This window comes from Pantanalinema sp. (genome assembly GCA_036704125.1).
In the GTDB taxonomy this organism is placed as follows: domain Bacteria; phylum Cyanobacteriota; class Sericytochromatia; order S15B-MN24; family UBA4093; genus JAGIBK01.
The window spans coordinates 42,616-66,234 of sequence record DATNQI010000028.1 but is presented as its reverse complement, the minus strand read 5'-3'; the positions used below and the strand labels follow the sequence as shown (position 1 = coordinate 66,234).

Below are 23,619 nucleotides of genomic sequence, written 5' to 3'. Positions count from 1 at the left end.
AGAGGAGCCACCGATGAGCGAGACGACTTCGTCGCAGACCGAGCGGGTCCACGCCTCTTTTCGCGCGCACTTCGGCGCGACACCCGACTGGATGGTGCGCGCCCCGGGGCGCGTCAACCTGATCGGCGAGCACACGGACTACAACGACGGCTTCGTCTTTCCGGCGGCCATCGACCGCGAGGTGGTGCTCGGCGCCCGCCACAGGGGCGACCGGACGGTACGCCTCTACGCCGACAACTTCCAGCAGGCCGATGCGTTCGACCTGGACGCGATCGAAAGGGTCCCCTCCTCGCCCGCTGCCGCCGGCTGGAGCAACTACGTGCGCGGGGTCTTCCAGGCCTTCCGGGACCAGGGCCACCGCCTCGGGGGCATGGACATCGCCTTTTCGGGCGACGTGCCGCTCGGAGCGGGCCTCAGCTCGAGCGCGGCCCTGGAGGTCGCCACGGGCACGCTGCTCGATCGCGCCTTCGGCCTGGGCCTGGGGGGGCGCGAGGTCGCCTTGCTGGGGCAGCGCGCGGAGAACGCGTTCGTGGGCGTCCAGTGCGGCATCATGGACCAGTTCGTCTCGGCGCTGGGGGAGCGGGATCACGCCCTCTTCCTCGATTGCCGCAGCCTGGCGTATCGCAACGTGCCCCTGGGGCTCGAGGCGCGGGGCCTCTCCATCGCGATCGTCGACTCGGGCGTCAAGCGAGGCCTGGTGGAGTCCCAGTTCAACGCGCGGCGCCAGGAGTGCCGCGAGGCGCTCGAGCGCCTGGGGGTCCTGCTCGCCAGGCCGGATCTCTCGAGCCTGCGCGACGTGAGCGCCGGCGACTTTGCGTCGGTCGAGGCGGATCTGCCCGAGACCCTCCGGGCCCGGGCCCGCCACGTCATCACCGAGAACGAGCGGGTGCTCGCGAGCGTGGCGGCCCTCGAAGCCGGCGATTTCGCCGTTTTCGGAGCCCAGATGAACCGCTCGCACCGGAGCCTGAGGGACGACTACGCGGTCTCGACCCCGGCGCTCGATCTCCTGGTGGGCCTGGCCCAGGCCCTGCCGGGGGTGCTGGGGGCGAGGCTCACGGGGGCGGGCTTCGGCGGCTGCATCGTGAGCCTGGTGGCGGCCTCGGCCCTCGAGGCCTTCCGGCGCGAGGTGGTAGAGCGCTACCATGCTGAGACGGGGCGCGTCGCCGCGCTGTTCGTGAGCCCCGCGGCGGACGGAGCGAGGGTTATTGCCCAGGGCACTCAAGCCCCGGGGCCTCGGGGTCGATAAGAAGAATGAGCGGGCATGCCTGACTCAGGCGAAGAGGAGGTGCGTCGATGCTGGGTGGGTTGACCAACTGCCTCGAGTGCGGCAAAGCTTTCAGCGATCACATGTCGCGCGGTCTCTGCGGCGTCTGCTTCGGCCAGCGGGTCTTCAAGAAGCAGAAGCCCGAGCCCGTCGCGCCCGTGGAGGAAGAGGAAATCAGCGCGAGCACCATGGGCTTGTCGCGCCCGGTTCACGAGCTGCGCAGCGATCAGTACGCCGATCGCGGCCGCGCCCACGAGTCGGGGACGCGGCGCGGCAAGACGAGTTTCTGGTAGGTTTGTCCGAGCGAAGGGCCCCCCGGCGACGAGGGGCCTTTCGCCCGCGCGAATCTCCCGTTCGATTGGTGACTTCCGCCGAGCGATCGCACAGACTCACCCCTCGAGAAAGAGCAGGGGGAGGTGAGCCATGGGCACGGTGATGAACATTGAGCAACTCTTCACGGTTCTGGGCGAGGACGACTCCCTGACCATGTTGGCCCTGTCCGACGGAGAATCCATGGGCGTTCTCTTCACCAGCGTCGATCGCGCCCGCGACTTCGTGAACGCCTACGACCTCGCGCCCGCGGACATCGTGGAGCTGGTGACCCCGGAGGAGTTCGTCGGGATCGCGGCGTCCTACGACTCGATCGACGTGCACGAGGCCGTGCTCGATCCTTCGACCGACGGCGGGCTCGCGGACGAGCTGGTCCTCAACTTCCGCGACGTGCTTGCCATGGGAGACGGCGGCTTCATGCCGCCCTCCTGATGCATGGCCCCTCAGACGACACCGCCCCCCGGAAAAACCGGGGGGCGGTGGTGCATGAGGCTAGGGGGCCTTCGTCGAGCCGGTCGCGGGGGCAGGCGACGGGGTCGCCACCGGCGGTGCCGAGACCAGCTTGAGCCAGGAGTCGACCTTCCAGGAGCTGACCTGATAGATGGCCTTGTCCTCGTTGACCCTGACGTAGTACGAGGAGCCGTCCATCGGGCTCTTGGCCCCGATCAGCACCTTGTAGCGCTCGGGCTTCTTGGCGTCGCCCAGGGCCATCGTGAGGGTCGGCTTGTCGAGGCCGTAGACCGACAGGTCCGTGGCGGCGTCCTCGACCTTGCGGTCGGCGGTGAAGGCCGCCAGGTTCTCGTAGGGATTGTCCCAGCTGAACGTCTCGAGCGAGTGGGTGGCCTGGGGGGCGTAGCGCCACCCCTCGGCCTCCGACTTGCGCAGGTACTCGGCCTTCGATCCCGAGGCGTCCGTCAGGACGAGCCGGTTCAGGCTCGCGTCCTTCTTGGCGTCCCAGAGCTTGACCTCGGTGGCGTCCTGGGCAGGCGGGGCGTCCTTCTTGGCCTCGACGAAGTAGGCGTAGCCCAGAAGGCCGCCGGCGACCGCCGCGAGGGCGAGCGTGCTCTTCCAGTTCATCACGACCGCCTCCGGCGCCACCAGACGAAGCCACCCGCAAGGAGCATCGCCGCGGGCGCACCCGCCACCGTCGCCAGGAAGATGGTGCTCTGCTGCTGGCCGGTGAGGAACAGGGTCTTGGGCTCGTTGGTCTTGGGGGGGATCGAGACCAGGTTGTCCTGCTCGGCGAGCCAGTTGACGCCGTTCAGGAAGAAGTCACCGTTGCCAGCTCCCGAGTAGAAGCCGTTGCCCGCGAACTGGGCGTTGCCGACCGCCAAGAGGCGGGTGGGCTTGCTCGATGCCGAGGCGTCGAGGATGGCCGCCACCGCGAGCTTGAGCGGGCCCTTCTTGTCCACCGAGGGGTTGAACTCGGCGCTGCGGTCCTTGAGGTTCCGCTTGCCGAAGCTCACGTCGCTGGACTCGACCAGGCTCGTGAGCGTGACGCCGGTGGGCGCCTTCTCGGCCAGCTCGAGCGAGCGCGCCGCCGGGTAGATGGTCGGGCGCAGGCCCTGGGTGATGGCGTGGTTGGGGTAGGTCTGGATGACCGGGGCGGCCGCGTCGCCGAAGAGGTTGGCGCGCGGATCGACCACCAGGTCCTTCTGGGCGGTGATGCCGTACTTGGAGAGCAACCCTTCGAGGCCCGAGTCGGTGCCCGCGGCGAGCATGGCGTACAGCTTGCCGCCGCGCTTGACGTAGGCGTCGAGGGCGGAAAGCTCCTGGGGCATCAGGGGCTTCTGGGGGCCCGCGACGATCAGCACGCTGGCGTCCTCGGGCACCTGGTTCTTGGTCTCGAAGAGGCTGAGCTTCTGGACCTTGTAGTTCTGCTTCTCAAGCGCCTGCTTGGCCTGGCCCAGGCCGTCCTGCTGGAAGCCTTCCATGTCGGCCTCGCCGTGGCCCTGGAGGAAGTAGACGTTCATCTCCTGGGTCTGGGTGGCCTTGAGGATGGCCGCGGTCACGTCCTGCTCCCCGACGCCCTGGGCCTCGGTGAGCTTGGTGCCGTTGTCGATGATCAGCACGTTGAAGCGCTGCGAGGCGCTCGGGTGCGACTGGAAGAACAGCTTGACCTTGCCCGGCTCGCGATCGGGATCGATCAGCTCGAGCTTGAGCTTGTCGGTCTGGTAGCCGTACTCGGCCATCAGGTCCTTGAGCTGGCGGCCCTGGGGGTCTCCCCCGCGGATGAAGGCCGTGAGCTTGAGCTCCTGCTTGAGGCCCTTGGCGATCTTCTTGGACTGCTCGGACAACGAGAACTGCTGGTTGGCCGTCAGGTCCACCCGCTGGTGGACGCGGGTGCCGAACCAGTTGAGCACGCCGATGATCACCAGGATCGCAAGGGTGGTGATCAGCGACTTGGTGCCGTTCTGGGTGGTGCGGTTCTTGGCGAGATCCGCGAGGAAGTCCTTGTTCTGGACGGCCGAGCCGATCACGAAGAAGGCGATACAGGCGAAGCCCGCGTAGCGCGCGGCCTGGATGGCGACGAAGGGCACGCTCGGCACGTAGGAGGCCCCCAGCGCGCCGGCCAAAAGCACGATCGCCAGGACGCCGATGACGGTGATGGCGCGATCGAGCGCCTTGTTGGTGTTGTCGTTCATGTTGTCTTTGTTATCGGTGCTCATGCTACCTCCAGCGATAGACCTCTACCGAGCGGATGCTCAGGAAGAGGCAGATCACGATGAAGGACCCGTAAAAGACCAGGTCGGTGGTGTCGATGATGCCGCGGCCGAGGTTCTGCTGGTGGCTGAGGACCGAGAGGTACTCGAGCACCGAGCCGAACTGCTGGCCGACCACGCTCGAAGAGGCGGGCAAGAGCCAGATGATCAGGCTGATGGCGAAGGTCGAGATGGCCGCGATGACCTGGTTGCTGGTCCACGACGAGGCCATGAGGCCGACCGCCATGAACGAGGCCCCCAGGAGGAAGATCCCGAGGTACCCCGAGAGGATGGGCATCCAGTCGGGCTTGCCGACCCACGCGAGGATCGCGGGGTAGATGAGGGTCAAGGCCAGCAGGAAGAGCAGGTAGAGGCAGACGGCCAGGTACTTGCCGATCACGATGTCGCGATCGCGCACCGGCGCGGTCAACAGCAGCTCCACCGTGCCCCTGGCGCGCTCCTCGGCGAGCAGCCGCATGGTGAGCGCGGGGGTGATGAGCAGGAACACGACGCTCAGGTTCTCGAACAGGCCACGCATGCTCGCCTCGCGGGACCCGAAGAGGATCAAGGAGAAGAGGTAGCCCGAGACGAGCAGGAAGAGCGCCCCGACCACGTAGGCCAGGGGAGATACGAAGTACGAGCGCATCTCGCGCCCGGCGATCGCCCAGATCTTACCCATGGGTTGTCACTTCCTCCTTGTGATTGGCGGCGGCGTCGGTGGTCGTCAGCTTGAGGAAGATCTCCTCGAGCGAGAGGCCGACCGCGCGCAGCTCGAGGAGGCCCCAGCCCGCGCCCACGATCTCGGCGGCGACCCGCTCGCGCAGGTCGGCATCGCTCGCGGTGTCGAGGGTGATCGAGACCAGGTGCTCGCCGTGGAGCTTGGCGTTGGCGCTGGTGACCCCGTGCAGGGTGCTCAGGCGATCGAGCACCTCGGCTCTCGGGCCGCGCACCTCGGCGTGGATCCGGCTGCCGCCCTTGAGCTGGGACTCGAGCGCCTCGGGGGCGCCCTCGGCCACGACCTTGCCGCCGTTGATGATGAGCACCCGGTGGCAGGTGTTCTGGACCTCGGGCAGGATGTGGGTGCTCAGGATGACCGTGTGGTCGGGGGCGAAGCCCTTGATCAGCTCGCGGATCTGGATGATCTGCTTGGGGTCGAGGCCGTTGGTCGGCTCGTCGAGGATGACGACCTCGGGGTCGTGGATCAGCGCCTGGGCGAGGCCCACCCGCTGCTGGAAGCCCTTGGAGAGGTGGCCGATCTGCTTGTTGGGCACCTCGGTCAGCCAGCACTTGGCAAGGGCGACCTCGACGGCGGCCTTGACCTTGGCGCGCTCGACGCCGCGCAGGCGGGCGACGAAGGCCAGGTAGTCCCGGACGCTCATCTCGGGGTAGACCGGCGGGTTCTCAGGCATGTAGCCCATGAGGGCCTTGGCCTTGAGGGAATCGGTGGCCATGTCGAACCCGCCGATGGTGACCTTGCCGCCGGACGGCGTCAGGTACCCGGTGAGCATCTTCATGGTGGTCGACTTGCCGGCGCCGTTCGGCCCCAGGAAACCCAGGATCTCGCCCTTCTTGACGTGGAACGAGACGTCCTGGACCACGGGGCGATCGGCGTACCGCTTGGTTAAGTTCTCGACGACAATCATGTCGAAGGTGTTCCTCCATCGGTGCGTGATCGGTGGTGCATGCTCGCCGCCTCCGTGAGACGGCAAGAATGCTTGGACAGGGAAAACGGGCAAAAGTTCCCGTGCCCCGACTGCCCCTCTGCGAGGCTCGGTGGCCTATGAAATGCAAGGGGGATGGGGCAGCGCCATCCTACCATAGTCGTTCAGGACCCGCCATGGGATGGCAAGAGCCGGCGGCAGGCCCGAGTCCGGCTTATGAGGCCGCTTCCTCGCGCAGGCGGTAGCCGACGCCCGGCTCGGTCATGAGGTGGCGCGGGCGCGCGGGGTCGGCCTCGAGCTTGCGGCGCAGCTGGCTGATGTGGACCCGCAGCGTGTGCTGGGCGTCCTCGTGCTCGTCGCCCCACAGCTCGCGCAAGAGGTGGCGGTGGGTGACGACCTTGCCCGCGTGTCGGATGAGGGTCGTGAGCAGGCGGTACTCGGTGGGGGTGAGGTGGACCTCCTGCCCGGCGACGAAGACCCGGCGCGCGGCCAGGTCAACGTGCCAGTCGCCGCAGGCGAAGTCGGTGGCCTCGGGGGCCGCGCGCCGCGCCCCGTGGCGCATGGCGACGCGCATGCGCGCGAGCAGCTCGCCGACTCCGAAGGGCTTGGTGAGGTAGTCATCCGCGCCCGCGTCCAGGGCGGTGATCTTGTCGCTCTCCTGCTCGCGGGCCGAAAGGACCACCACGGGCACCTGGCTCCACTCGCGCAGCTGCCTCACCACGTCGAGGCCGTCCATGTCGGGCAGCCCCAGGTCGAGGATCACGAGAGCCGGTCGTTGGGCGGCTGCGAGGCGGAGTCCGTCGAGCGCGGTGGTGGCCTCCTGGATCTTGTAGTCGTGCAGGGGCAGCGAGGCGCGCAAGAAGCGTCGGATGGGCGCCTCGTCCTCGATGATCAAGATGAGCGGCTTGGTCTCGGACATGGGTCCTCCACCCTCGGGTCAGGGCGTCATGGGGGGCGGCGGAGTCAGGGGCAGCCAGAAGCGGAACGCAGCCCCCCCGGTCGGAAGGTTCTCGGCACGGATGGCGCCTCCGTGGGCGAGGACGATGCCGCGGCAGATGGCGAGGCCGAGCCCCGCTCCCTTCGCGCCCGATTGCCCCGGCACGTGGTGAAACTTCTCGAAGACCCGTTCTTCCTCGCCGGCAGGCAGGCCCGGCCCCTGGTCGGCGACTTCGGACCAGATCCGCGCGGCCTCGAGCCAGGCGCGCACCTTGATGGGCGAGCCCGGCGGGGTGTACTTGGCGGCGTTCTCCAGGAGGTTGATGAAGACCTGCTCGACGAGGGCGGGATCCCCTTGGACCATGGGCAGGTCCGGGGCCAGATCCACCGCGACAGGGTGCTGGGAAAGGGGGGCCTGGAGCCGGCTCAGGGCCGGGGCGATCGCCTCTTCCAGAGGAAACCATTCCTTGGCGAGCTGCACGTGGGCCGCCTCGAGTCGAGTCGCATGAAGGAGGTTCGTCACGAGGCGCCCCAGGCGGGCTCCCTCGTCGACGATCCCCTGGAGCAGCTCGCGACGCACGTCCGCAGGAAAGGCCCCCTCGGCATCGAGCAGGGCGCTTGCCGCCCCGACCATGCCGGCGAGCGGCGTGCGCAGGTCGTGAGAGACCGAGCTCAAAAGCGAGGTCCGCATCCGCTCGACCTCGGCCTGGGAGTGGGCCGCGTCGGCCTCCTCGCGCGCGCGCGCCTGCTCGAGGGCGATCGCGAGCTGGTTGGCACCTGTTTCGATAGCCGCCCGGGTCCCGGAACCGGGGGGCGGCTCGTGATCCGCCCAGCGCAGGACGAACGCGCCGTGGATCCGGCTTGGGCTCCTCACTGGGATGAACAGGGCGGTCGCCCCCGGGAACGTCTCGGTGCCGGGGCCGGCGGGCTCGCCCTCGCCCAGGACCCAGTGGAGGATCTCCTGTTCGCTGCTCGTCAGGGGCGATGCCGCCTGGGCCGCCTGCAGCGCATGGCCCGCTGCGCCCCGCAACCAGGCACCCACGGGCCGACCGAGCTCCTGGCTGATGAGGCGCGCGGCTTCAGCGATCGCCTCTTGGGGCGCTCGGGCGGCGAGCAATGAGCGACTCAGCTCGTAGAGGGCGCGGGCGCGGCGCTCGCGCTCGCGGCTCTCCGCGATCATGGCGACCAGGCGGGCAGTCAGGGTGCTGATGACGCTCCCTACCAGGCCCATGACGAAGAAGGTGAAGAGGTACTGGGTGTCCGAGACGGCCAAGGAAAGGTGGGGCGGCACGAAGAAGAAGTCGAAGGCCGCCACCGATAGCACGGCGGCGGCGATCGCCGCGCCGCGGTCGCCACGCAGGGCCACCGCGAGGTTGCCCAGCAGGAACACCATGATCAGGTTGGCCTTGTCGAGCCGCCCGATCAAGAGCTGACCGAGGATCGTGGCCGCGACCACCGATCCCAGGCCCCAGCCGTAGGCGCGCCAAGGGAAGGAGGCGCCGATCGCGGCCGGCGCATCGGCACCGAGCCAGCGCTCCTGGAAGGCAATCGATTCGGAGGCGGCCATCATGGCCACCATGCTAACACCGCGCTGCCAATGAGACTTGCTTCTTGAGGTTTTCTTGATGCGCCGCCTAGGATTCTTGACCCGCTCTTGACCTCCCCCTGCCTAGGATGGCGATTGCTCAGGCGCGTCGATCCCGACCGGCTAAAGGAAAGGGAGAAAAACCATGCAGATCCTGGGGATCTTCGCCCTACTCTTCGCGTTCTACGCGCTGTGTTATGGATTCGTCGCGTGGTGCGACCGGGTCGCGACCAAGCGCAAGGAGATGGAGGGCCACTACTGATGCTCGGTACGTTCGTGCTCCTGGTGCTCGCCGCGGCCGTAGGAGGCTACCTGACCTACGTCATGATCTGTCCCGAACGCTTCTAGTCGCGACAAAGAGGTTTCACCGTGACATCAGCCTTCATCGTGCAGGTGGCCTTGGTCCTGATCGCGGCCGTGGTCATCGCTTACCCCCTCGGCCTTTACATGGCCGACGTCTTCGATCGCAAGCCGACCCGGCTCGACCCGGTCTTTGCCCCCCTCGAGCATATGCTGCTGCGCCTGGTGGGCATCCGGGGCGAGGCTCCCGGCATGGACTGGAAACAGTATGCCGTCGCCCTCATCGTGAGCAACCTCCTGATGGTGCTCGTGATCCTCGCGATCCTGCTCTCGCAGGGCGTCCTGCCCCTCAATCCCCTCAAGCTCGCCGGCATGGAGCCCATGCAGGCCTTCAACACGGCCGCGAGCTTCATCACCAACACCAACTGGCAGAGCTACGGCGGCGAGTCCACCCTCTCGTACTTCAGCCAGATGATGGCCATCACCTTCCCCATGTTCACCAGCGCGGCCACGGGCTTCGCGGCGGCGATCGCCTTCATCCGCGGCATCGTCGGGCGAAAGGACCAGGGCAACTTCTACGAGGACGTGGTCCTCATCACCATCCGCATCCTCCTTCCCATCTCGCTGATCGGCGCCCTGTTCCTGGTCTTCCAGGGCGTGCCCCAGACGCTCGAAACCTCGGCCAGGGCCTTCGGCCCCCAGGGCATCGCGCAGACGATCCCGCGCGGGCCGGTCGCCTCGCTCGACTCCATCAAGCACCTGGGCACCAACGGCGGCGGGTTCTACGGCCAGAACTCGGCGCATCCGCTCGAGAACCCGACGCCCGCGAGCAACGTGCTGCAGCTCCTCTTCATGATGGCCCTGCCCATGGCGCTGGTCGTCACCTTCGGCCAGCTGCTCGGCAACCGCAAGCAGGCGCTGGTTGTCTTCGGGGCCATGGGGGCGATGTTCCTCACCTTCCTCGCGATCGTCGCGTGGGCGGAGACGGCGGGTAATCCCATCCTCTCGCACCTGGGGCTCGACCAGGCGTCCAGCCCGATGCAGGCGGGCGGCAACATGGAGGGCAAGGAGGTTCGCTTCGGCCAGGCGATGAGCATCGTGTTCGTGGCGGTCACGACCGCCTTCACCACCGGATCCGTCAACACCATGCACGACAGCCTCACCCCCATGGGCGGCTTCGTGCCGCTCGCCCAGATGATGCTCAACAACGTCTTCGGCGGCAAGGGCGTGGGCTTCATGAACTTCGTGCTGTACGGCATCATCGCCGTCTTCCTCACCGGCTTGATGGTCGGGCGCACCCCCGAGTTCCTGGGCAAGAAGATCGAGCAGAAGGAGGTCGTGCTCGCCTCCATCGCGCTCTTGATCCACCCGCTGATCATCCTTGGGCCCACCGCCTGGGCGGTGGTTCACGGCTACGGCCTCTCGTCCTTGACCAACACCGGCTACCACGGCCTGAGCGAGGTCCTCTACGCCTACACCTCGGGGGCAGCCAACAACGGCTCGGCCTTCGCCGGTCTCGACGCCAACACCCCCTGGTTCAACCTGTCGATCGGCCTGGTGATGCTCTTCGGGCGCTATCTCAGCATCATCGCGCTCCTGGCGATCGCGGGATCCCTGGCGCGCAAGCGCCGCATCCCCGAGGGCCCCGGCACGCTCAGGACCGACACGCCCCTCTTCGGCGGCATCTGGCTCGCGGTCATTCTCATCGTCGGCGCCCTCACCTTCTTCCCCGTCGTGGCGCTCGGCCCCGTCGCCGAGCACCTTGCCATGCTCGCGGGCAAGACCTTCTAGGGCACAGGAGACTCACGCATGACAACCCCGCTCACCTCCGAGCGTCCCACGCAGGCTCACACCCCGCGCGGCGAGCGACGCCACACCCCCAAGGTCCAGACCGCAGGCCTCTACCGGCGTGCGATCGCCGACGCCTTCAAGAAGCTCGACCCGCGCGTCATGGTACGCAACCCCGTCATGTTCGTGGTCGAGATCGGCACCGCCCTGACGTTTCTCTTGACCCTCGAGCCGGACCTCTTCGGATCGAGCCGGGTGGGTGCCGGCTACAACGGCGCCATCGCCTTCATCCTTTTCCTGACCCTCCTGTTCGCGAACTTCGCCGAGGCCGTCGCCGAGGGCCGCGGCAAGGCCCAGGCCGACAGCCTCAAGAAGACCAAGGGCGACACCGTCGCCCACCGGCGCGAGCCGGACGGCACCTACCGCGACGTCAGCTCCACCCAGCTCGGGAAGGGCGACGTGGTCCGCGTCGAGCGCGGCGAGATGATGCCCGGCGACGGCGAAGTCATCGAGGGCGTCGCCACCGTTGACGAGTCGGCCATCACCGGCGAGTCGGCCCCCGTGCTCAAGGAGCCCGGCACCGACATCGCCAGCTCGGTCATCGGAGGCACCAAGGTCGTCTCGGACTGGCTCGTGATCCGCATCTCGGCCAACCCCGGCGAGAGCTTCCTCGACAAGATGATCGCCCTGGTCGAGGGCGCCGCGCGCCAGAAGACCCCCAACGAGATCGCCCTCACGGTCCTTCTGGCGGTCTTGACCCTCATCTTCCTGATGGTCACCGTCACCCTCGCGCCCTTCGGCCTCTACTCCAGGAGCCCGGTGGACGTCGCCACCTTGATCGCGCTTCTGGTCTGCCTCATCCCCACGACCATCGGCGGTCTGCTCTCGGCCATCGGCATCGCCGGCATGGACCGGGTGGCCCAGTTCAACGTCATCGCCATGTCGGGCAAGGCCGTCGAGGCCGCGGGCGACATCAACACCGTCATCCTCGACAAGACCGGCACCATCACCTTCGGCAACCGCATGGCGGCCGAGTTCTTGCCGGTGGGCAGCCACCCCCTCGAATCGCTCGCCGAGATGGCGATGGCAAGCTCCTGGCATGACACGACCCCCGAGGGCCGCTCGATCGTGGCGCTCGCCGCGCGACTCGGAGTCAAGGACCGCCCCGAGTGGAGCCAGGGCGAGGGCATCGCGTTCTCGGCCGAGACCCGCATGAGCGGCCTCGACCTGCCGGGGCTCGGCGTGCGCAAGGGCGCGACCGACGCCATCAAGCGCTACGTCCAGGAGCGTGGCGGCAAGGTGCCGGCCGAGCTCGACCTCGCGGCCCGCCAGGTGGCCGAGCTGGGCGGTACGCCGCTCGCGGTGGTCGCCGGCAACGAGGTCTTCGGGGTGATCTACCTCAAGGACACCATCAAGCCCGGGATGCGCGAGCGCTTCGAGCAGATGCGGCAGATGGGCATCAAGACCGTCATGTGCACGGGCGACAACCCGATCACCGCCCGGGTCATCGCCCAGGAGGCGGGCGTGGACGACTTCCTCGCCGAGGCCAAGCCCGAGGACAAGATCAGGCTCATCCGCGACGAGCAGGCCAAGGGCAAGCTGGTCGCCATGACGGGCGACGGGACCAACGACGCTCCCGCCCTCGCCCAGGCCGACGTGGGCCTCGCCATGAACTCGGGGACCCCCGCTGCCAAGGAGGCCGCCAACATGGTGGACCTGGACTCGGACCCCACCTCGCTGATCGACGTGGTGGCCATCGGTAAGCAGCTGCTCATCACCCGCGGGGCACTCACCACCTTCTCGATCTCGAACGACGTGGCCAAGTACTTCGCCATCATCCCGGCGATCTTCGTTGTCGGCGTGCCCGAGCTCATGGCCCTCAACGTCATGCGTTTGCACAGCCCCCAGAGCGCGGTCCTGTCGGCCCTCATCTTCAACGCCCTCATCATCCCGGCGCTGATCCCGCTGGCGCTCAAGGGCGTCAAGTTCCGGGCGCTCACGGCCGACCAGATGCTGTTTCGCAACGTGACGATCTACGGCCTCGGGGGCCTCGTCGTCCCCTTCATCGGCATCAAGCTGATCGACCTCGCGGTCGCGCTCTTCGTCTAGGAGGTCCGAGATGTTGCGCCAGGAATTCGGCCCCTCGCTCAGGCTGACGCTCGTCATCTTCGTGCTGTGCGGCCTTGCCTACCCGCTCATCACCACCGGGATCGCCCAGGTGGCGTTCCCGCGCCAGGCCAACGGGAGCCTGATCACGAAAGGAGGCATGGTCGTCGGCTCGGAGCTGGTGGGGCAAAGCTTCGAAGGGCCCCAGTGGTTCCACGGTCGCGTCTCGAGCATCGGCTACAAGGCCGAGGCCTCGGGCGCGAGCAACCTCGGCCCCACCAGCAAGGCGCTGGCCGAGCGGGTCAGCGCGGACGTCGCGGGCGAAAGGCGGCAGAACCCCCAGGCGGCAAATCAGGCGCTGCCGGTGGATCTCCTGACCCAGTCCGGCTCGGGGCTCGATCCCCACATCACCCCGGCAGCGGCCCGCTTCCAGGCCGGCCGGATCGCGGCCGCCCGGAGGATGACGCTCGGCGAGGTGGAGGAGCTCATCGCAAAATCGACCGAGTCTCGCACGCTCGGCCTGTTCGGCGAGCCGCGCGTCAACGTCCTGAAGCTCAATCTCGCCCTGGCCGAGAGGGGATAGATGAAATCGTTCAAGGAACCCCGCGCGGTTCTTGCCATGAACGAGGGGCCGGACGCGGACGCCGTGTCCGGTGCCCTCTTGAACCTCGGGATCGAGGCTTACCGGGCCGCCCAGATCCCCTGGGCGGTCTCGATGGCTGCCAGGGCCGACACCCTCGTGATGGTCTACGACGCGACGGTCGTGCCCCGCGAGCAGTTGCTCGCCGACCTGCGCGCGATCCGCGAGCGCCCCGAGTCGCGCGACGTCCTGCTGGTCGTGCTGCTGCCGCTCGAGGCGGCCGCCCAGGCCGAGACCTACTCGGCAGCAGGCGCGAACCTCGTCGAGCAGACCCCGCTCACCCCGGCCAAGGCCACCCGGATCCTGCTACGCCTCCTGCGGCAGGCGCGCTTCGCGGACGAGGAGGCGGCGAAGGACGCCTCGATCGCCTCGACCCCGATGGCCGCCCTCCTGCAGCGCGCGACGCGCCGCCGGGGCCGCCACAAGATCTACGTCGGGGCGGCCCCGGGCGTGGGCAAGACCTACGCCATGCTGCGCGAGGCCCACGATCGCAAGGGGCGCGGTGAGGACGTCGTCATCGGGCTCGTCGAGACTCATGGCCGCCATGAGACGGCCCAGCTCGTCGAGGGCCTCGAGATGGTGCCGCGCCTGCACCTGAGCTACAAGGGCACGACCCTGACGGAGATGGACCTGGACGGCATCCTGGCGAGACGGCCCGGGCTGGTGCTGGTGGACGAGCTCGCGCACACCAACGTGCCCGGCTCGCTGAACGCCAAGCGCTACGAGGACGTCCAGGTGATCAGGCTGGCGGGACTGCCCGTCATCTCGACCCTGAACATCCAGCACATCGAGAGCCTCAACGACATCGTCGAGCGGATCACGGGCATCAAGGTCCGCGAGACGGTGCCCGATTCGGTCCTCGAGGACGCCGATGAGCTGGTCTTGGTGGATATCTCGCCCGAGGCCCTGCAAGAGCGCCTGCAAGCGGGTCAAATCTATGCCCAGGACAAGGTGACCCAGTCGCTGGGCAACTTCTTCACCACCCACAACCTGACGGCCCTGCGCGAGATGGTGCTGCGCGAGGTGGCCGACAAGGTGGACGTGCGCCTGGAGGCCGTGCGCGCGGATATCGGCAAGGCCGAGGAGCCCATCGGGATCCAGGAGCGCGTCCTCATCTGCCTGACCCCGACCGTCCAAGCCCAGCGTCTCGTCCGACGCGGCGCGCGCCTGGCCGATCGCCTCAACGCGGAGCTGAGCGTGCTCTTCGTCGAGGACCATCGTCCGACGCAAGAGGAAGAGAAGATCCTGGCCCAGAACTTCAGCCTCGCCGAAACCCTGGAGGCCGAGACGGCGCGAATCCGGGGCCTGGACGTCGGTCAGGCGATCGCCCGGTACGCCGCCGAGCACCAGATCACCCTCATCCTGCTCGGGGAGTCGCGGCGTTCGCGGGTCACGGCCCTCTTCCGGTCGCCGATCCTCGATGCCATCCTGCATGCGACGAGCGACATCGACGTGGTCACCGTCGCGAGCCAGGAATAGCCCTGTCTTCACGATATCTTCGGTTTTGGTAGGGCCGGCGAGGGTTATATTGGTACGGTGTCCGTCGCTACGAGGTCCTAGCATGAGTACCCTTTCCTCCCTGGACTACGTCCGCGCCTTCAGCCAGGCGGCTGAGAAGGTCCTGGAGCAGTTGCTCGGGGAGAAGCCCGTGCGCGGCACTCCCAGCTTCCAGCTCGGGGCCACCCTGCAGTTGCAGCAGGTCAACGCGATCGTTGGCCTGACGGGTGGGGTGAAGGGCCAGATCGCCTACGGGATGGACAAGCAGACCGCGCTGGCCGTCGCCGGGGCCATGATGATGGAAGAGGTCACGGCCCTGGACGAGATGGGCATCTCGGCGCTGAGCGAGCTCTCCAACATGATCTCGGGCAACGCCACCGTGATCCTGAGCCAGTCGGGCGCGGTCTCGGACATCACCCCGCCTTCGGTCGTCATGGGAAGCTCGGTCATGGCCGCATGGTACGGCATCCGGGCCATGGTCATGCCGCTCAAGCTGAGCCTGGGGACGCTTTACGTGACGGTCGGTCTGAGGCCGAAGCTCAACAGCCACTGACGCCGGGGTACCCTCCTGGCGTCGCTTCGCAAGTCGCCTGCGTGCGAGGGGTATAACCTTCTCATGTACCGACCTTGCGAGGAATCCCATGAACGTTGATCGATCCAATGCCGCCACGCCCCCGGCCAAGCCTTCTCGCCTCGAGCCGATGGGCACCGCTGCTCCTCTGCCCGAGACGCCGCCGAAGGCCGCGATCGCCAGCGATCGCTTCGTGCCGACTTCGAGCGGAGCAAGGCCGTCGGCCGACGGCGCCCTGCGCGAGGCCCGTCGCGTCTGGGTGAATCCCAGGACCGAGGAAAAGGGATTCCGCCGCATCCTCCAGGACCCCTACGACGTCAACGGCACACAGGCGAGCGTCGCCAAGGCGAACAAGCTTCTCGCGGCCAACGCCCCCGAGGAGAAGGGCGCGATCGCCGCGCTGGACGACACCCGCAGGCAGCAGTACGACCGCCTCAAGGCGCTGAGCGCCCAGGATCCGCAGGCCCGTCTCGCCCTCCAGGCCCTGCTGCTGGACGGCAAGTTACCCGGCGAGCGAAAGAACCAGGCAGGAGACGACCTGCTCGGGGCCCTCGACAGGCTCGCCCAGCAGCCGCTCGCGAGCGGCCTCAAGCGCTCGGAGCTGGTCAGCGATCTGCTCCAGGAGCTTGCGATCCCCTCGGCCATCAACCAGAAGAACAAGAACACCTGCGCCCCGGCGACCCTCCAGATCCTGTACGCGACCGAGGAGCCGGCCGAGCTGGTCCGCGTGGTCGCGGGCCTCGCCACCCCCGAGGGGCGCGTGAGGCTCGCGAGCGGCACCGAGATCGCTCGTGTGAGCGGCACCGAGCGCCCCGACGGCAGCAACCGCACCGCCTCCAGCCGCCTCTGGCAGGCGGCACTCATCGAGCTCGGCAACGGCCCCAGCGCCACCTACGACAACGCCAAGGACCAGAATTCCAGGGGGTTCGACGGGCTCGACCCGATCCAGATCGGCGAGGTCCTCAACGCCCTGAGCGGCCGAAAGGTCGAGAAGCTCACGATCTACGGCCAGAAGATCGACGACATCATCGACCGGATCGACGCGCAGACCAAGGCGGGAAGTCCCGTGCCCATCGGCCTCAAGTGGGGAGAGCGCGACGCCGACGGCGAGATCCACGGGGGCCACATGGTCCTGGCGACCGGTATCCAGGACGGGCGGCTGTACTTCGACAATCCCTGGGGGATCGAGGAGAGCCTCCCCTTGAGCGAGATCAAGGCCCGCCTCACCAACGCCCATCCTTTCGAGCCGTTGCCGGCAAAGCCTTAGCCCTTCACGAAGAATCCCCCTTCCGAGCGGAAGGGGGATTCTTCGTGAAGGGCGCTTACACGCGGCTCGGGAACTGGTCCCGGGCGTTGATCCCCGTCACGGCGCCGACCTGCTCCAGGCGCGCCGCGAGGCCCCAGGGGTTCACGGGCTTCGCGAGCTCGACCTTGACCTCGGCCTCCAGGTAAACCGAAAGCGCGGCGGCGATCGCCGCCATCTGCTGCTCTGTGGCCATGGCTAGAGGGGGATGTTGCCGTGCTTGCGGCGCGGGCGCTCGACGCGCTTGTTGCGCAGCATCTGCAGGGCGTCGATCAGGCGCGGCCGGGTCTCGGCCGGGTCGATCACGTCGTCGAGGAAGCCGCGCTCGGCCGCCACGTAGGGGTTGGCGAAGCGATCGCGGTACTCGGCGATCAGCTCGTCGCGCTCCTCGGGGTTGGCCGAAAGCTCGCGCCGGTACAGGAGGTTGACCGCGCCCTCCGCGCCCATGACGGCGATCTCGGCCGAGGGCCAGGCGAGGTTCACGTCGGTGCGGATGTGCTTGGAGCCGAGCACGTCGTAGGCGCCGCCGTAGGCCTTGCGGGTGATGACGGTGATCATGGGGACCGTCGCCTCGCAGTAGGCGTAGAGCAGCTTCGCGCCGTGGCGGATGATGCCGCCGTACTCCTGGGTCTTGCCGGGGAAGTAGCCGGGAACGTCCTCGAAGGTGACGATGGGGATGTTGAACGAGTCGCAGAAGCGCACGAAGCGCGCACCCTTGACCGAGGCGTTGATGTCCAGGGTGCCCGCCATGTGGCTGGGCTGGTTGGCGACGATGCCCACCGTCTGGCCGCCCAGCCGGGCGAAGGTGGTGATGATGTTCGGCGCGAAGTGGGGCTGGAGCTCGAACAGCTCGCCGTCGTCCACCACCAGGCTCAAGAGCTCCTTCATGTCGTAGGGCTTGCTGGGCAGATCGGGGATGATGTCGCGAAGGGCCTGCTCGGTACGGTTCGCGGGGTCCGCGGTGGGCACCACCGGGGGCTCTTCGAGGTTGTTGGAGGGCAGGAACGAGAGCAGGTAGCGCAGATTCTGGAGGCACTCCTCCTCCGAGGGGTACATGAGGTGCGCCACGCCGCTGGTGCGGTTGTGAACCCCGGCGCCGCCCAGCTCCTCCTGGGTCACCTCCTCGCCGGTCACCGTCTTCACGATGTCCGGGCCGGTGATGAACATGTAGCTGGTGTCCTGGACCATGGCGATGATGTCGGTCATGGCCGGCGAGTACACCGCGCCGCCCGCGCAGGGGCCCATGATGGCCGAGATCTGGGGCACCACGCCCGAGGCCTGCACGTTGCGCCAGAAGATCTCGGCGTAGCCCGCGAGGCTCTCGACGCCCTCCTGGATGCGGGCGCCGCCCGAGTCGTTGAGGCCGATGACCGGCGCCCCGGTCTTGACCGCGAGGTCCATGATCTTGCAGATCTTCTCGGCGTAGACCTCGCCGAGGCTGCCGCCCCAGACCGTGAAGTCCTGGCTGAAGACGTAGACCAGGCGCCCGTCGATCCTGCCGTAGCCGGTGACGACGCCGTCGCCCGGGACCTTCTTCTGGTCCATGCCGAAGTTGTTGCAGCGGTGGGTGCGGAAGCGGTCCGTCTCGACGAAGGTGCCCGGGTCGAGCAAGAGCTCCAGCCGCTCGCGGGCGGTCAGCTTGCCGCGCTCGTGCTGCTTGGCGATCGCAGCCGCCCCGCCACCCTGCTGGGTCGCCTCCTGGCGGCGCTTGAGGTCGGCCAGCTTGTCGGCCATCGTCGTTTCCTTCGGCTTGGTCAATTCCTTCACGGTTCGCCTCATCTATGATTCCCCGCCCCCCGGTGGGGCGGGGTCAGGGGTGGGGGGATCGCATCGTTCGGATCCCCCCGTGAACCCTCAGCCCTTCGACACTTCCTCGATCATCGCCCGCAGCGCGGGATTCTTCCGCACCAGGTCGATGGCGTAGTCCGCGTGGCCCTCGGCGTAGCCGTTGCCGATGAGCAGCTCCACGTCCTGCCCGACGCTCTCGGCGCCGAGGGCGGCCCCCTGGAACGAGGTCGCCATGCTGAAGAAGTACACCCGGCCGTGGTTGCGGCACGCGAGGATGCTCGCCATCTCGGTGTTGGGGATGTTGACGCAGTTGATCACGAGGTCCGCGTAGGCCCCGCCGGTCAGCGCGCCCACCTGCTCGTAGGTGCCCACCGGGTCGAGCGCGTTGCCCTCGACCACCTCGACGGCCTTGGGCATCTTCTTGAGGAAGTCGGCCTGGGCCTTGGTGGGAACGATCCCGATGACCTGGCCCTCGGGGCCCGCGAGGTCGGCGGCCACCCACGAGCAGAGCATGCCGCTCTTGCCCGCGGCGCCGAGGATCACGACCTTCATGCCGGGCTTGACCAGGCGCGCGGTCTGGGCGGGCGCGCCGCACACGTCGAGCACCGACATGGCGAGCTTCTCGGGCAGGTCGGTCGGGATCTTGGCGAAGAGGCTCTTCTCGAACAGGAAGGCATGGCCCGAGACCTTGACCTGGTGGGCGCTCCAGTCGATCGCACCGATCGAGTCGAGCAAAAGCGGGGTGGTGGTCAAGGAGACGAGGGTCACGATGCGATCGCCGACCGCAAGGTCGCCGCGCGCGCTGCCCACCTCGGCCACGCGCCCGATGAGCACGCCGCCCGAGCCGGTGACCGGGTTGTGCATCTTGCCGCGCTCGGAGATGATCTCCATCAGGCGCGAACGCATGCGCGCGTCGTCGCGGCCGGTCTCCTCGGCCAGCTGGGTGAAGGACGCCGAGTCCACGTTCAGGGCCTCGACCTCGATCCGGATCTCGGTCTCGCGGGTGGGGCCGTTCACGTCCAGCTTCTGGGCCGAGTAGGGCAAGGCGCTCGCGGGGGCGAGGACGCGGTGGGTTCCGAAGGGGTTGGTCTTAAGCACGGTCGTCATCTAGGCAAGGCTCCTGATGGGCATCTTGAGGATTTCACGGGCCTGGTCGGGGGTCGCCACGGGGCGGTTGGCCTCGGTGGCGAGGCGCGCCATGCGCGCCACGAGCTGGGCGTTGGACTCGGCGAGCTCGCCCTTGCGGTAGTAGAGGTTGTCCTCGAAGCCGGCGCGCACGTGGCCGCCCATGGCGATCGCGATCATGCCGAGGGTGAGCTGGGCGGCGCCGACGCCGGCCACGGTCCAGGTCGCATCGGCGGGGATCTGCTCGATCATGTGCATGAGGGCCCTGGGGGTACCGGGCGAGGCGCCGGGCACCCCGAGCACGAAGTCGAAGTGGAGGGGGCCCTGGAGGATCCCCTTCTTGAGCAGCTTGGTGGCGCTCGCGATCATCCCCGGCTCGAAGATCTCGAGCTCGGGCTTGATGCCGCGCCTGGTGAACTCGCCGGCGAAGGTCTCGATCAGGCTGGGCGGGTTCCAGAACACCTCGTCGCCGAAGTTGACCGTGCCCATGGTGAGCGAGGCCATCTCGGGGGTCGGGTCCAGCTCGCGCACCGGCTTGAGCCGATCGTCAACCGTGGCCGTCACCGCGCCACCGGTCGAGATCTGGATGATGCAGTCGACCTCGGCCTTGATCAGGCGGATCGTCTCGGCGAAGCGCGCCGGGTCCTGGCTCGGGGTGCCGTCGTCCTCGCGCACGTGCAGGTGGACGATGGCCGCACCCGCCTTCACCGCGCCGATCGCCTCGCGGGCGATCTCGTGGGGGGTGTAGGGAAAGCCGGGGTGCTGGGCGCGGGTGATCTCGGCGCCAACCGGGCAGCAGGTGATGATCAGTGGATTTGCCATGCATTGCTCCTTGTGTCCCTCCCATTCTGCCCGATCCGACCAGGCGCGGCAAGGGAAAGCGAGGGCATCGCGCCCGCTGCGGCCGAAGGGAAGTGGATGAGCGGTCCTTAGAGCGGGATCTCCATTTCCTTGAGCTGTGAAAACATCTCGTTCAGCTCTTCGATCTGGGCCTCCAAGGCACGTAAGTCCCGGGCTTCGGCGTGTTTCTCGAGCCGGCGCGCAATGGCCTTGCAGAGTTCGGCCATCTTGCGGCGCAGGTTCAGCCCCTCCTCGATGAGCTCGTACTCATTCTTGGTCTGCTTCTCGGGGGGCTTGCCGAGGAGCTCTTCGAGGCTCTTGGCCTTGAACTCCCCTTTTTTGAACTTCAAGAAATCTCTGGACTCGTCCATGGGCCCTCCTGTTGTTGTAACCGTGCCTGCTCATCGAATGGCGATGCTATCGGCCATGAGGTCTGTCGCTCGAGGCGGACGGCCCCCGTGGATCGTACCCCGCCATCACTCTCGGATCAAGGACGGCGGCCTGCTCTCGAGCAGCCCGAACGCCATCGAGGCGCGCGGTGAAATTTTCGAGCAAGGTTTAAGGGTAGATTTGCTATAATTAAAAGAAAGATTTTGCTTCTTTAAGAGATTATTAAATACAGGAGGCCAACCCCCGATGAAAGCCCTTCGTGTCCTCCCCCTTCTGACCCTTACCGCCGTCTTCGCCGCCGCCGGCTGCGGCCTGACCCCCTCGCAGGTCGCGAGCACCAAGCAGGATGCGGTCATCTCGCCCTACGCGCTGACCGGCGACATCACCTTCAACCTCTCCGAGAACGGCGGGTACAGCACCCAGGCGACGGCCGCCGACGTGGCGACCTTCGCGTTCGAGATTTCGAGCAGCGTCCTGTCGGCCCCCCGCACCCAGGTCTTCACCAAGGCCAGCCTGCCTGCGGACAAGCGCGTGAGCTTCAAGGAGCTCGCCCCCGGCGCCTACACCGTCAAGTCGACGGCCAAGGATGCGACGGGCAAGGTCATCGGCACCGTCACGGGCAGCACCACCGTGGTCGCAGGCAAGTCCAGCGTCCTCAAGCTGAGCCTCAAGCTCGCGGATACCGAGCTCGACAACCCCAACGGCAACCTGTACTTCGACCTCGAGATCCTCGACGGCGACCTCAAGGTGAAGCCCATCGAGGAGCCCGCCACCCCCTCGGCCACCCCGACCCCCACGCCGAGCGCCACCCCCAGCCCGGCTCCTTCGGTGAACGCGATCGCCATGTACAACCTCGCCACCCGCGTCACCGGCTCGGGCGCCTTCGAGGTCAAGGGCAGCCTCTACAACGTCGACACCGTGGTCCGCGTGGCCGAGGTCAAGGTCGAGTTCAAGAAGAAGAAGCTCTTCAGCAGCGAGTACAGGGTCACCGAGACCAAGGTGGTCCCGGTGGTCGTGAACGCCAAGACGATGCAGGACTTCACCATCGTCTCGGACGACGAGGCCGCCTCGGCCTCGGTGAGCTTCACCGCGAAGTAGGAAACACCCCTCGACGGAAAAGGCCCCGGAACGCGCGCGATCCGGGGCCTTTTCCGTTGAAACCGACCCTGGGTGATGCTAAGATTTCGTCCAGCTAAGCAGGTGATCTTACGGTTAACATGTCACGATAGGCATCCATACATCAGGAGACGCACCAGATGAAGCAATTTTCGCTGCCGCGCCTGGCCATTCTCGCCGCGTCCTGCCTTTCGGCCTACGCCGCGCCTGCAATGGCCGCAGACAGGTACCTCGGGAACAGCGCCCTTCCGTCCGGGGACATGCGCTACGGCTACGACGTCATGACCTGGCAGAACACGACCGCCGGAGCCAGCACCCCTTTGATGTCGGGGGGGATGCACACCTTCACCGTCACCGACAGGACGGGCGTCGTCCTCGCTGCGCTCACCTCGATGTTCGGGACCGAGGCCAACCGCATGAACGCGGAGCGCGAAGCGATTCGCAGCCGAAAGACGAGCTACAGCTACGCCGTGCGCGAGGCCGCACCTAACCCCGACATGCTGCTGAGCCTCACCACCGGCTTCAGCGCTCAGGGCGGCTACGCGATGACGGCCGCAGGCGGCGCCGCGGCCCCCCTCGACGCCTCGCTCGTGCGGGTGGACCTCGGGTTCGACATGTTTCCGCTGCTCGGGGGCGTCGTCGCCTTCGACACCGGGATGGGGTCTTTCTCGAGCACCTCGGCCACCGGGAGCGTCGTTGCCCCCAAGGCCGTCATGCTCGCTCCTATCGGCCTGAGCTGGCGATGGGTCCCGGACCTGCCGGTGCTCAACAACCTGGTCCTGCGTCCGTTCGCTCACCTCGACTGGGCCGACGCGCTGAGCCGGAAGGGCTTCGGGGCGAACGACTTCGGCCTCTCGGCCTCGCTCGTGCTGTCGCCCTACCTTCAGCTCGATGCCCGTCATGCCGTCTCCAGCCGGGGGGTGACCACCGGGACCACGACCGAGCTGGGTTACACGACGACCACGCTCGGCACCACGATGTACTTCTAGCGCGAGGAGACGATCACCATGACCAAGCGATTTTTCAGCCTTCTCGCCCTGACCGCGGCCCTGGTCCCGGCGCTCGCCGCTCCCGCCTCGGCGGCCGCCGGCTGGGGCAAGGGCCTGTTCGGCGTCTTGCCCGCATGGGGCCCCCAGCCTCCCGAGCAGATGGCCCGAGGCCCGCTTCACTTCTCGATGGGAGCCCAGCAGCACCCCGTGCACGGGATGGTGGGCAGCGCCCTCTTCTCGGCCGTCGGCCCCATGGCCGAGGGGGACGTCTCGCTCGTCGCCTCGCAGGGATTCATCAACCACTTCGTGGCCGGGGCGGGCGCCCGGTTCGTCGGGCAGACGGGGCTCTTCCTGCCCCTCAACCTGATGCCCGTGATGGGGATCGAGGGGGCCATGTACATGACCGAGTCCACCCCGGGCGCCAATACCGACGTGGGCGTGCCGATCCTCGTCCCGCTCGGCCTGCGCTATTCGCTGCCGATCGGCATCGGCTCCGTCTCGGCCGAGGCGACCTATCACCGCCAGATCTACGACGTCCTCGGCGGCAAGTCGGACTTCAGCCGCGTGCATTACGAGCTCAGCCTGAGGCTCGGCGGTTTCAGCGTGGCGGCCTTCCGCGACGACGGCGGGATCCTCGCCGGTCCCGGCGCGCGGATCGGCATGAACTTCTGATCGCTTCTCGGCTTAG

General features: G+C 67.6%; 23 protein-coding genes. 12 read left to right on the top strand and 11 right to left on the bottom strand.

Annotated elements, in window-relative coordinates; genetic code table 11:
- Positions 1–13: 13 nt before the first annotated feature.
- From V6D00_04425 to V6D00_04415, 3 genes are all read left to right on the top strand, one after another.
- Positions 14–1,246: a galactokinase gene (locus V6D00_04425; GenBank protein ID HEY9898406.1), complete on the top strand. Its 1,233-nt coding sequence runs from the start codon at positions 14–16 to the stop codon at positions 1,244–1,246.
- A gap of 47 nt (positions 1,247–1,293) precedes the next feature.
- Positions 1,294–1,557, top strand: coding sequence for a hypothetical protein (locus V6D00_04420; GenBank protein ID HEY9898405.1), 264 nt, complete (start codon positions 1,294–1,296; stop codon positions 1,555–1,557).
- A 142-nt stretch (positions 1,558–1,699) separates the two neighbouring features.
- Positions 1,700–2,026 (top strand): hypothetical protein, encoded by a 327-nt coding sequence (locus V6D00_04415; protein ID HEY9898404.1) that lies wholly within the window; start codon positions 1,700–1,702, stop codon positions 2,024–2,026.
- 60 nt (positions 2,027–2,086) lie between these two features.
- Here the strand turns inward: V6D00_04415 and V6D00_04410 are convergent, their stop codons facing one another.
- The 6 genes from V6D00_04410 to V6D00_04385 all read right to left on the bottom strand — a co-directional run bounded on the left by V6D00_04410 (position 2,087) and on the right by V6D00_04385 (position 8,460).
- Complete coding sequence (locus V6D00_04410; GenBank protein HEY9898403.1) at positions 2,087–2,671, bottom strand: DUF4340 domain-containing protein; 585 nt, start codon at positions 2,669–2,671, stop codon at positions 2,087–2,089.
- Complete coding sequence (locus V6D00_04405; GenBank protein HEY9898402.1) at positions 2,671–4,263, bottom strand: GldG family protein; 1,593 nt, start codon at positions 4,261–4,263, stop codon at positions 2,671–2,673. The genes V6D00_04410 and V6D00_04405 overlap by 1 nt, the downstream gene beginning before the upstream one ends.
- 1 nt (position 4,264) lies before the next feature.
- Entirely contained in the window at positions 4,265–4,975 is a 711-nt protein-coding gene (locus V6D00_04400) for an ABC transporter permease subunit (protein HEY9898401.1), read from the bottom strand.
- A complete protein-coding gene (locus V6D00_04395; protein HEY9898400.1) occupies positions 4,968–5,939 on the bottom strand; it encodes an ABC transporter ATP-binding protein in 972 nt (323 codons plus the stop codon). The genes V6D00_04400 and V6D00_04395 overlap by 8 nt, the downstream gene beginning before the upstream one ends.
- Positions 5,940–6,171: 232 nt before the next feature.
- Positions 6,172–6,876, bottom strand: coding sequence for a response regulator (locus V6D00_04390; protein ID HEY9898399.1), 705 nt, complete (start codon positions 6,874–6,876; stop codon positions 6,172–6,174).
- An 18-nt stretch (positions 6,877–6,894) separates the two neighbouring features.
- Positions 6,895–8,460 carry a DUF4118 domain-containing protein gene (locus V6D00_04385; GenBank protein HEY9898398.1) on the bottom strand — a complete coding sequence of 522 codons (1,566 nt, stop codon included), beginning with the start codon at positions 8,458–8,460 and terminating at the stop codon, positions 6,895–6,897.
- Between the two features lie 387 nt (positions 8,461–8,847).
- Here V6D00_04385 and kdpA point away from each other — a divergent pair, with 387 nt between their 5' ends.
- The 6 genes from kdpA to V6D00_04355 all read left to right on the top strand — a co-directional run bounded on the left by kdpA (position 8,848) and on the right by V6D00_04355 (position 16,647).
- On the top strand, positions 8,848–10,569 hold the full coding sequence (gene kdpA / locus V6D00_04380) for a potassium-transporting ATPase subunit KdpA (GenBank protein HEY9898397.1): 1,722 nt from the start codon (positions 8,848–8,850) through the stop codon (positions 10,567–10,569).
- Positions 10,570–10,587: 18 nt separating this feature from the next.
- Positions 10,588–12,675, top strand: coding sequence for a potassium-transporting ATPase subunit KdpB (gene kdpB, locus V6D00_04375; protein ID HEY9898396.1), 2,088 nt, complete (start codon positions 10,588–10,590; stop codon positions 12,673–12,675).
- 10 nt (positions 12,676–12,685) lie between these two features.
- Positions 12,686–13,255, top strand: a complete 570-nt coding sequence (kdpC, locus tag V6D00_04370) for a potassium-transporting ATPase subunit KdpC (protein ID HEY9898395.1) — start codon at positions 12,686–12,688, stop codon at positions 13,253–13,255.
- Entirely contained in the window at positions 13,256–14,791 is a 1,536-nt protein-coding gene (locus V6D00_04365) for a universal stress protein (protein ID HEY9898394.1), read from the top strand.
- An 82-nt stretch (positions 14,792–14,873) separates the two neighbouring features.
- A complete protein-coding gene (locus V6D00_04360; protein HEY9898393.1) occupies positions 14,874–15,362 on the top strand; it encodes a chemotaxis protein CheX in 489 nt (162 codons plus the stop codon).
- 88 nt (positions 15,363–15,450) lie between these two features.
- Complete coding sequence (locus V6D00_04355; protein ID HEY9898392.1) at positions 15,451–16,647, top strand: hypothetical protein; 1,197 nt, start codon at positions 15,451–15,453, stop codon at positions 16,645–16,647.
- A 55-nt stretch (positions 16,648–16,702) separates the two neighbouring features.
- Here the strand turns inward: V6D00_04355 and V6D00_04350 are convergent, their stop codons facing one another.
- The 5 genes from V6D00_04350 to V6D00_04330 all read right to left on the bottom strand — a co-directional run bounded on the left by V6D00_04350 (position 16,703) and on the right by V6D00_04330 (position 20,807).
- On the bottom strand, positions 16,703–16,879 hold the full coding sequence (locus V6D00_04350) for a hypothetical protein (GenBank protein ID HEY9898391.1): 177 nt from the start codon (positions 16,877–16,879) through the stop codon (positions 16,703–16,705).
- Between the two features lie 2 nt (positions 16,880–16,881).
- Positions 16,882–18,417 (bottom strand): acyl-CoA carboxylase subunit beta, encoded by a 1,536-nt coding sequence (locus V6D00_04345; protein ID HEY9898390.1) that lies wholly within the window; start codon positions 18,415–18,417, stop codon positions 16,882–16,884.
- 120 nt (positions 18,418–18,537) lie between these two features.
- Positions 18,538–19,578, bottom strand: a complete 1,041-nt coding sequence (locus V6D00_04340; GenBank protein HEY9898389.1) for an L-erythro-3,5-diaminohexanoate dehydrogenase — start codon at positions 19,576–19,578, stop codon at positions 18,538–18,540.
- The gene (locus V6D00_04335) at positions 19,579–20,418 is read right to left on the bottom strand and encodes a 3-keto-5-aminohexanoate cleavage protein (protein ID HEY9898388.1); all 840 of its coding nucleotides are present in this window, start codon (positions 20,416–20,418) and stop codon (positions 19,579–19,581) included.
- A gap of 107 nt (positions 20,419–20,525) precedes the next feature.
- Complete coding sequence (locus V6D00_04330; protein ID HEY9898387.1) at positions 20,526–20,807, bottom strand: hypothetical protein; 282 nt, start codon at positions 20,805–20,807, stop codon at positions 20,526–20,528.
- A 265-nt stretch (positions 20,808–21,072) separates the two neighbouring features.
- Between V6D00_04330 and V6D00_04325 the strand changes: the two genes are divergently transcribed.
- The 3 genes from V6D00_04325 to V6D00_04315 all read left to right on the top strand — a co-directional run bounded on the left by V6D00_04325 (position 21,073) and on the right by V6D00_04315 (position 23,603).
- Complete coding sequence (locus V6D00_04325) at positions 21,073–21,924, top strand: hypothetical protein (GenBank protein HEY9898386.1); 852 nt, start codon at positions 21,073–21,075, stop codon at positions 21,922–21,924.
- Between the two features lie 158 nt (positions 21,925–22,082).
- Positions 22,083–22,931, top strand: coding sequence for a hypothetical protein (locus V6D00_04320; GenBank protein ID HEY9898385.1), 849 nt, complete (start codon positions 22,083–22,085; stop codon positions 22,929–22,931).
- Positions 22,932–22,949: 18 nt separating this feature from the next.
- The gene (locus tag V6D00_04315; protein ID HEY9898384.1) at positions 22,950–23,603 is read left to right on the top strand and encodes a hypothetical protein; all 654 of its coding nucleotides are present in this window, start codon (positions 22,950–22,952) and stop codon (positions 23,601–23,603) included.
- The last annotated feature ends 16 nt before the right edge of the window (positions 23,604–23,619 follow it).

Excerpts from the sequence above, each read along its gene's own strand:
- V6D00_04405 (HEY9898402.1), bottom strand. The coding sequence starts at position 4,263 with ATGAGCACCGATAACAAAGACAACATGAACGACAACACCAACAAGGCG.
- V6D00_04345 (HEY9898390.1), bottom strand. The coding sequence starts at position 18,417 with ATGGCCGACAAGCTGGCCGACCTCAAGCGCCGCCAGGAGGCGACCCAG.
- V6D00_04410 (HEY9898403.1), bottom strand. The coding sequence starts at position 2,671 with ATGAACTGGAAGAGCACGCTCGCCCTCGCGGCGGTCGCCGGCGGCCTT.
- V6D00_04395 (HEY9898400.1), bottom strand. The coding sequence starts at position 5,939 with ATGATTGTCGTCGAGAACTTAACCAAGCGGTACGCCGATCGCCCCGTG.
- V6D00_04390 (HEY9898399.1), bottom strand. The coding sequence starts at position 6,876 with ATGTCCGAGACCAAGCCGCTCATCTTGATCATCGAGGACGAGGCGCCC.
- V6D00_04350 (HEY9898391.1), bottom strand. The coding sequence starts at position 16,879 with ATGGCCACAGAGCAGCAGATGGCGGCGATCGCCGCCGCGCTTTCGGTT.
- kdpB (HEY9898396.1), top strand. The coding sequence starts at position 10,588 with ATGACAACCCCGCTCACCTCCGAGCGTCCCACGCAGGCTCACACCCCG.
- V6D00_04415 (HEY9898404.1), top strand. The coding sequence starts at position 1,700 with ATGAACATTGAGCAACTCTTCACGGTTCTGGGCGAGGACGACTCCCTG.
- V6D00_04330 (HEY9898387.1), bottom strand. The coding sequence starts at position 20,807 with ATGGACGAGTCCAGAGATTTCTTGAAGTTCAAAAAAGGGGAGTTCAAG.
- V6D00_04420 (HEY9898405.1), top strand. The coding sequence starts at position 1,294 with ATGCTGGGTGGGTTGACCAACTGCCTCGAGTGCGGCAAAGCTTTCAGC.
- V6D00_04385 (HEY9898398.1), bottom strand. The coding sequence starts at position 8,460 with ATGGCCGCCTCCGAATCGATTGCCTTCCAGGAGCGCTGGCTCGGTGCC.
- V6D00_04340 (HEY9898389.1), bottom strand. The coding sequence starts at position 19,578 with ATGACGACCGTGCTTAAGACCAACCCCTTCGGAACCCACCGCGTCCTC.
- V6D00_04320 (HEY9898385.1), top strand. The coding sequence starts at position 22,083 with ATGAAGCAATTTTCGCTGCCGCGCCTGGCCATTCTCGCCGCGTCCTGC.
- kdpC (HEY9898395.1), top strand. The coding sequence starts at position 12,686 with ATGTTGCGCCAGGAATTCGGCCCCTCGCTCAGGCTGACGCTCGTCATC.
- V6D00_04325 (HEY9898386.1), top strand. The coding sequence starts at position 21,073 with ATGAAAGCCCTTCGTGTCCTCCCCCTTCTGACCCTTACCGCCGTCTTC.
- V6D00_04315 (HEY9898384.1), top strand. The coding sequence starts at position 22,950 with ATGACCAAGCGATTTTTCAGCCTTCTCGCCCTGACCGCGGCCCTGGTC.
- V6D00_04360 (HEY9898393.1), top strand. The coding sequence starts at position 14,874 with ATGAGTACCCTTTCCTCCCTGGACTACGTCCGCGCCTTCAGCCAGGCG.
- V6D00_04365 (HEY9898394.1), top strand. The coding sequence starts at position 13,256 with ATGAAATCGTTCAAGGAACCCCGCGCGGTTCTTGCCATGAACGAGGGG.
- V6D00_04425 (HEY9898406.1), top strand. The coding sequence starts at position 14 with ATGAGCGAGACGACTTCGTCGCAGACCGAGCGGGTCCACGCCTCTTTT.
- V6D00_04355 (HEY9898392.1), top strand. The coding sequence starts at position 15,451 with ATGAACGTTGATCGATCCAATGCCGCCACGCCCCCGGCCAAGCCTTCT.
- V6D00_04400 (HEY9898401.1), bottom strand. The coding sequence starts at position 4,975 with ATGGGTAAGATCTGGGCGATCGCCGGGCGCGAGATGCGCTCGTACTTC.
- V6D00_04335 (HEY9898388.1), bottom strand. The coding sequence starts at position 20,418 with ATGGCAAATCCACTGATCATCACCTGCTGCCCGGTTGGCGCCGAGATC.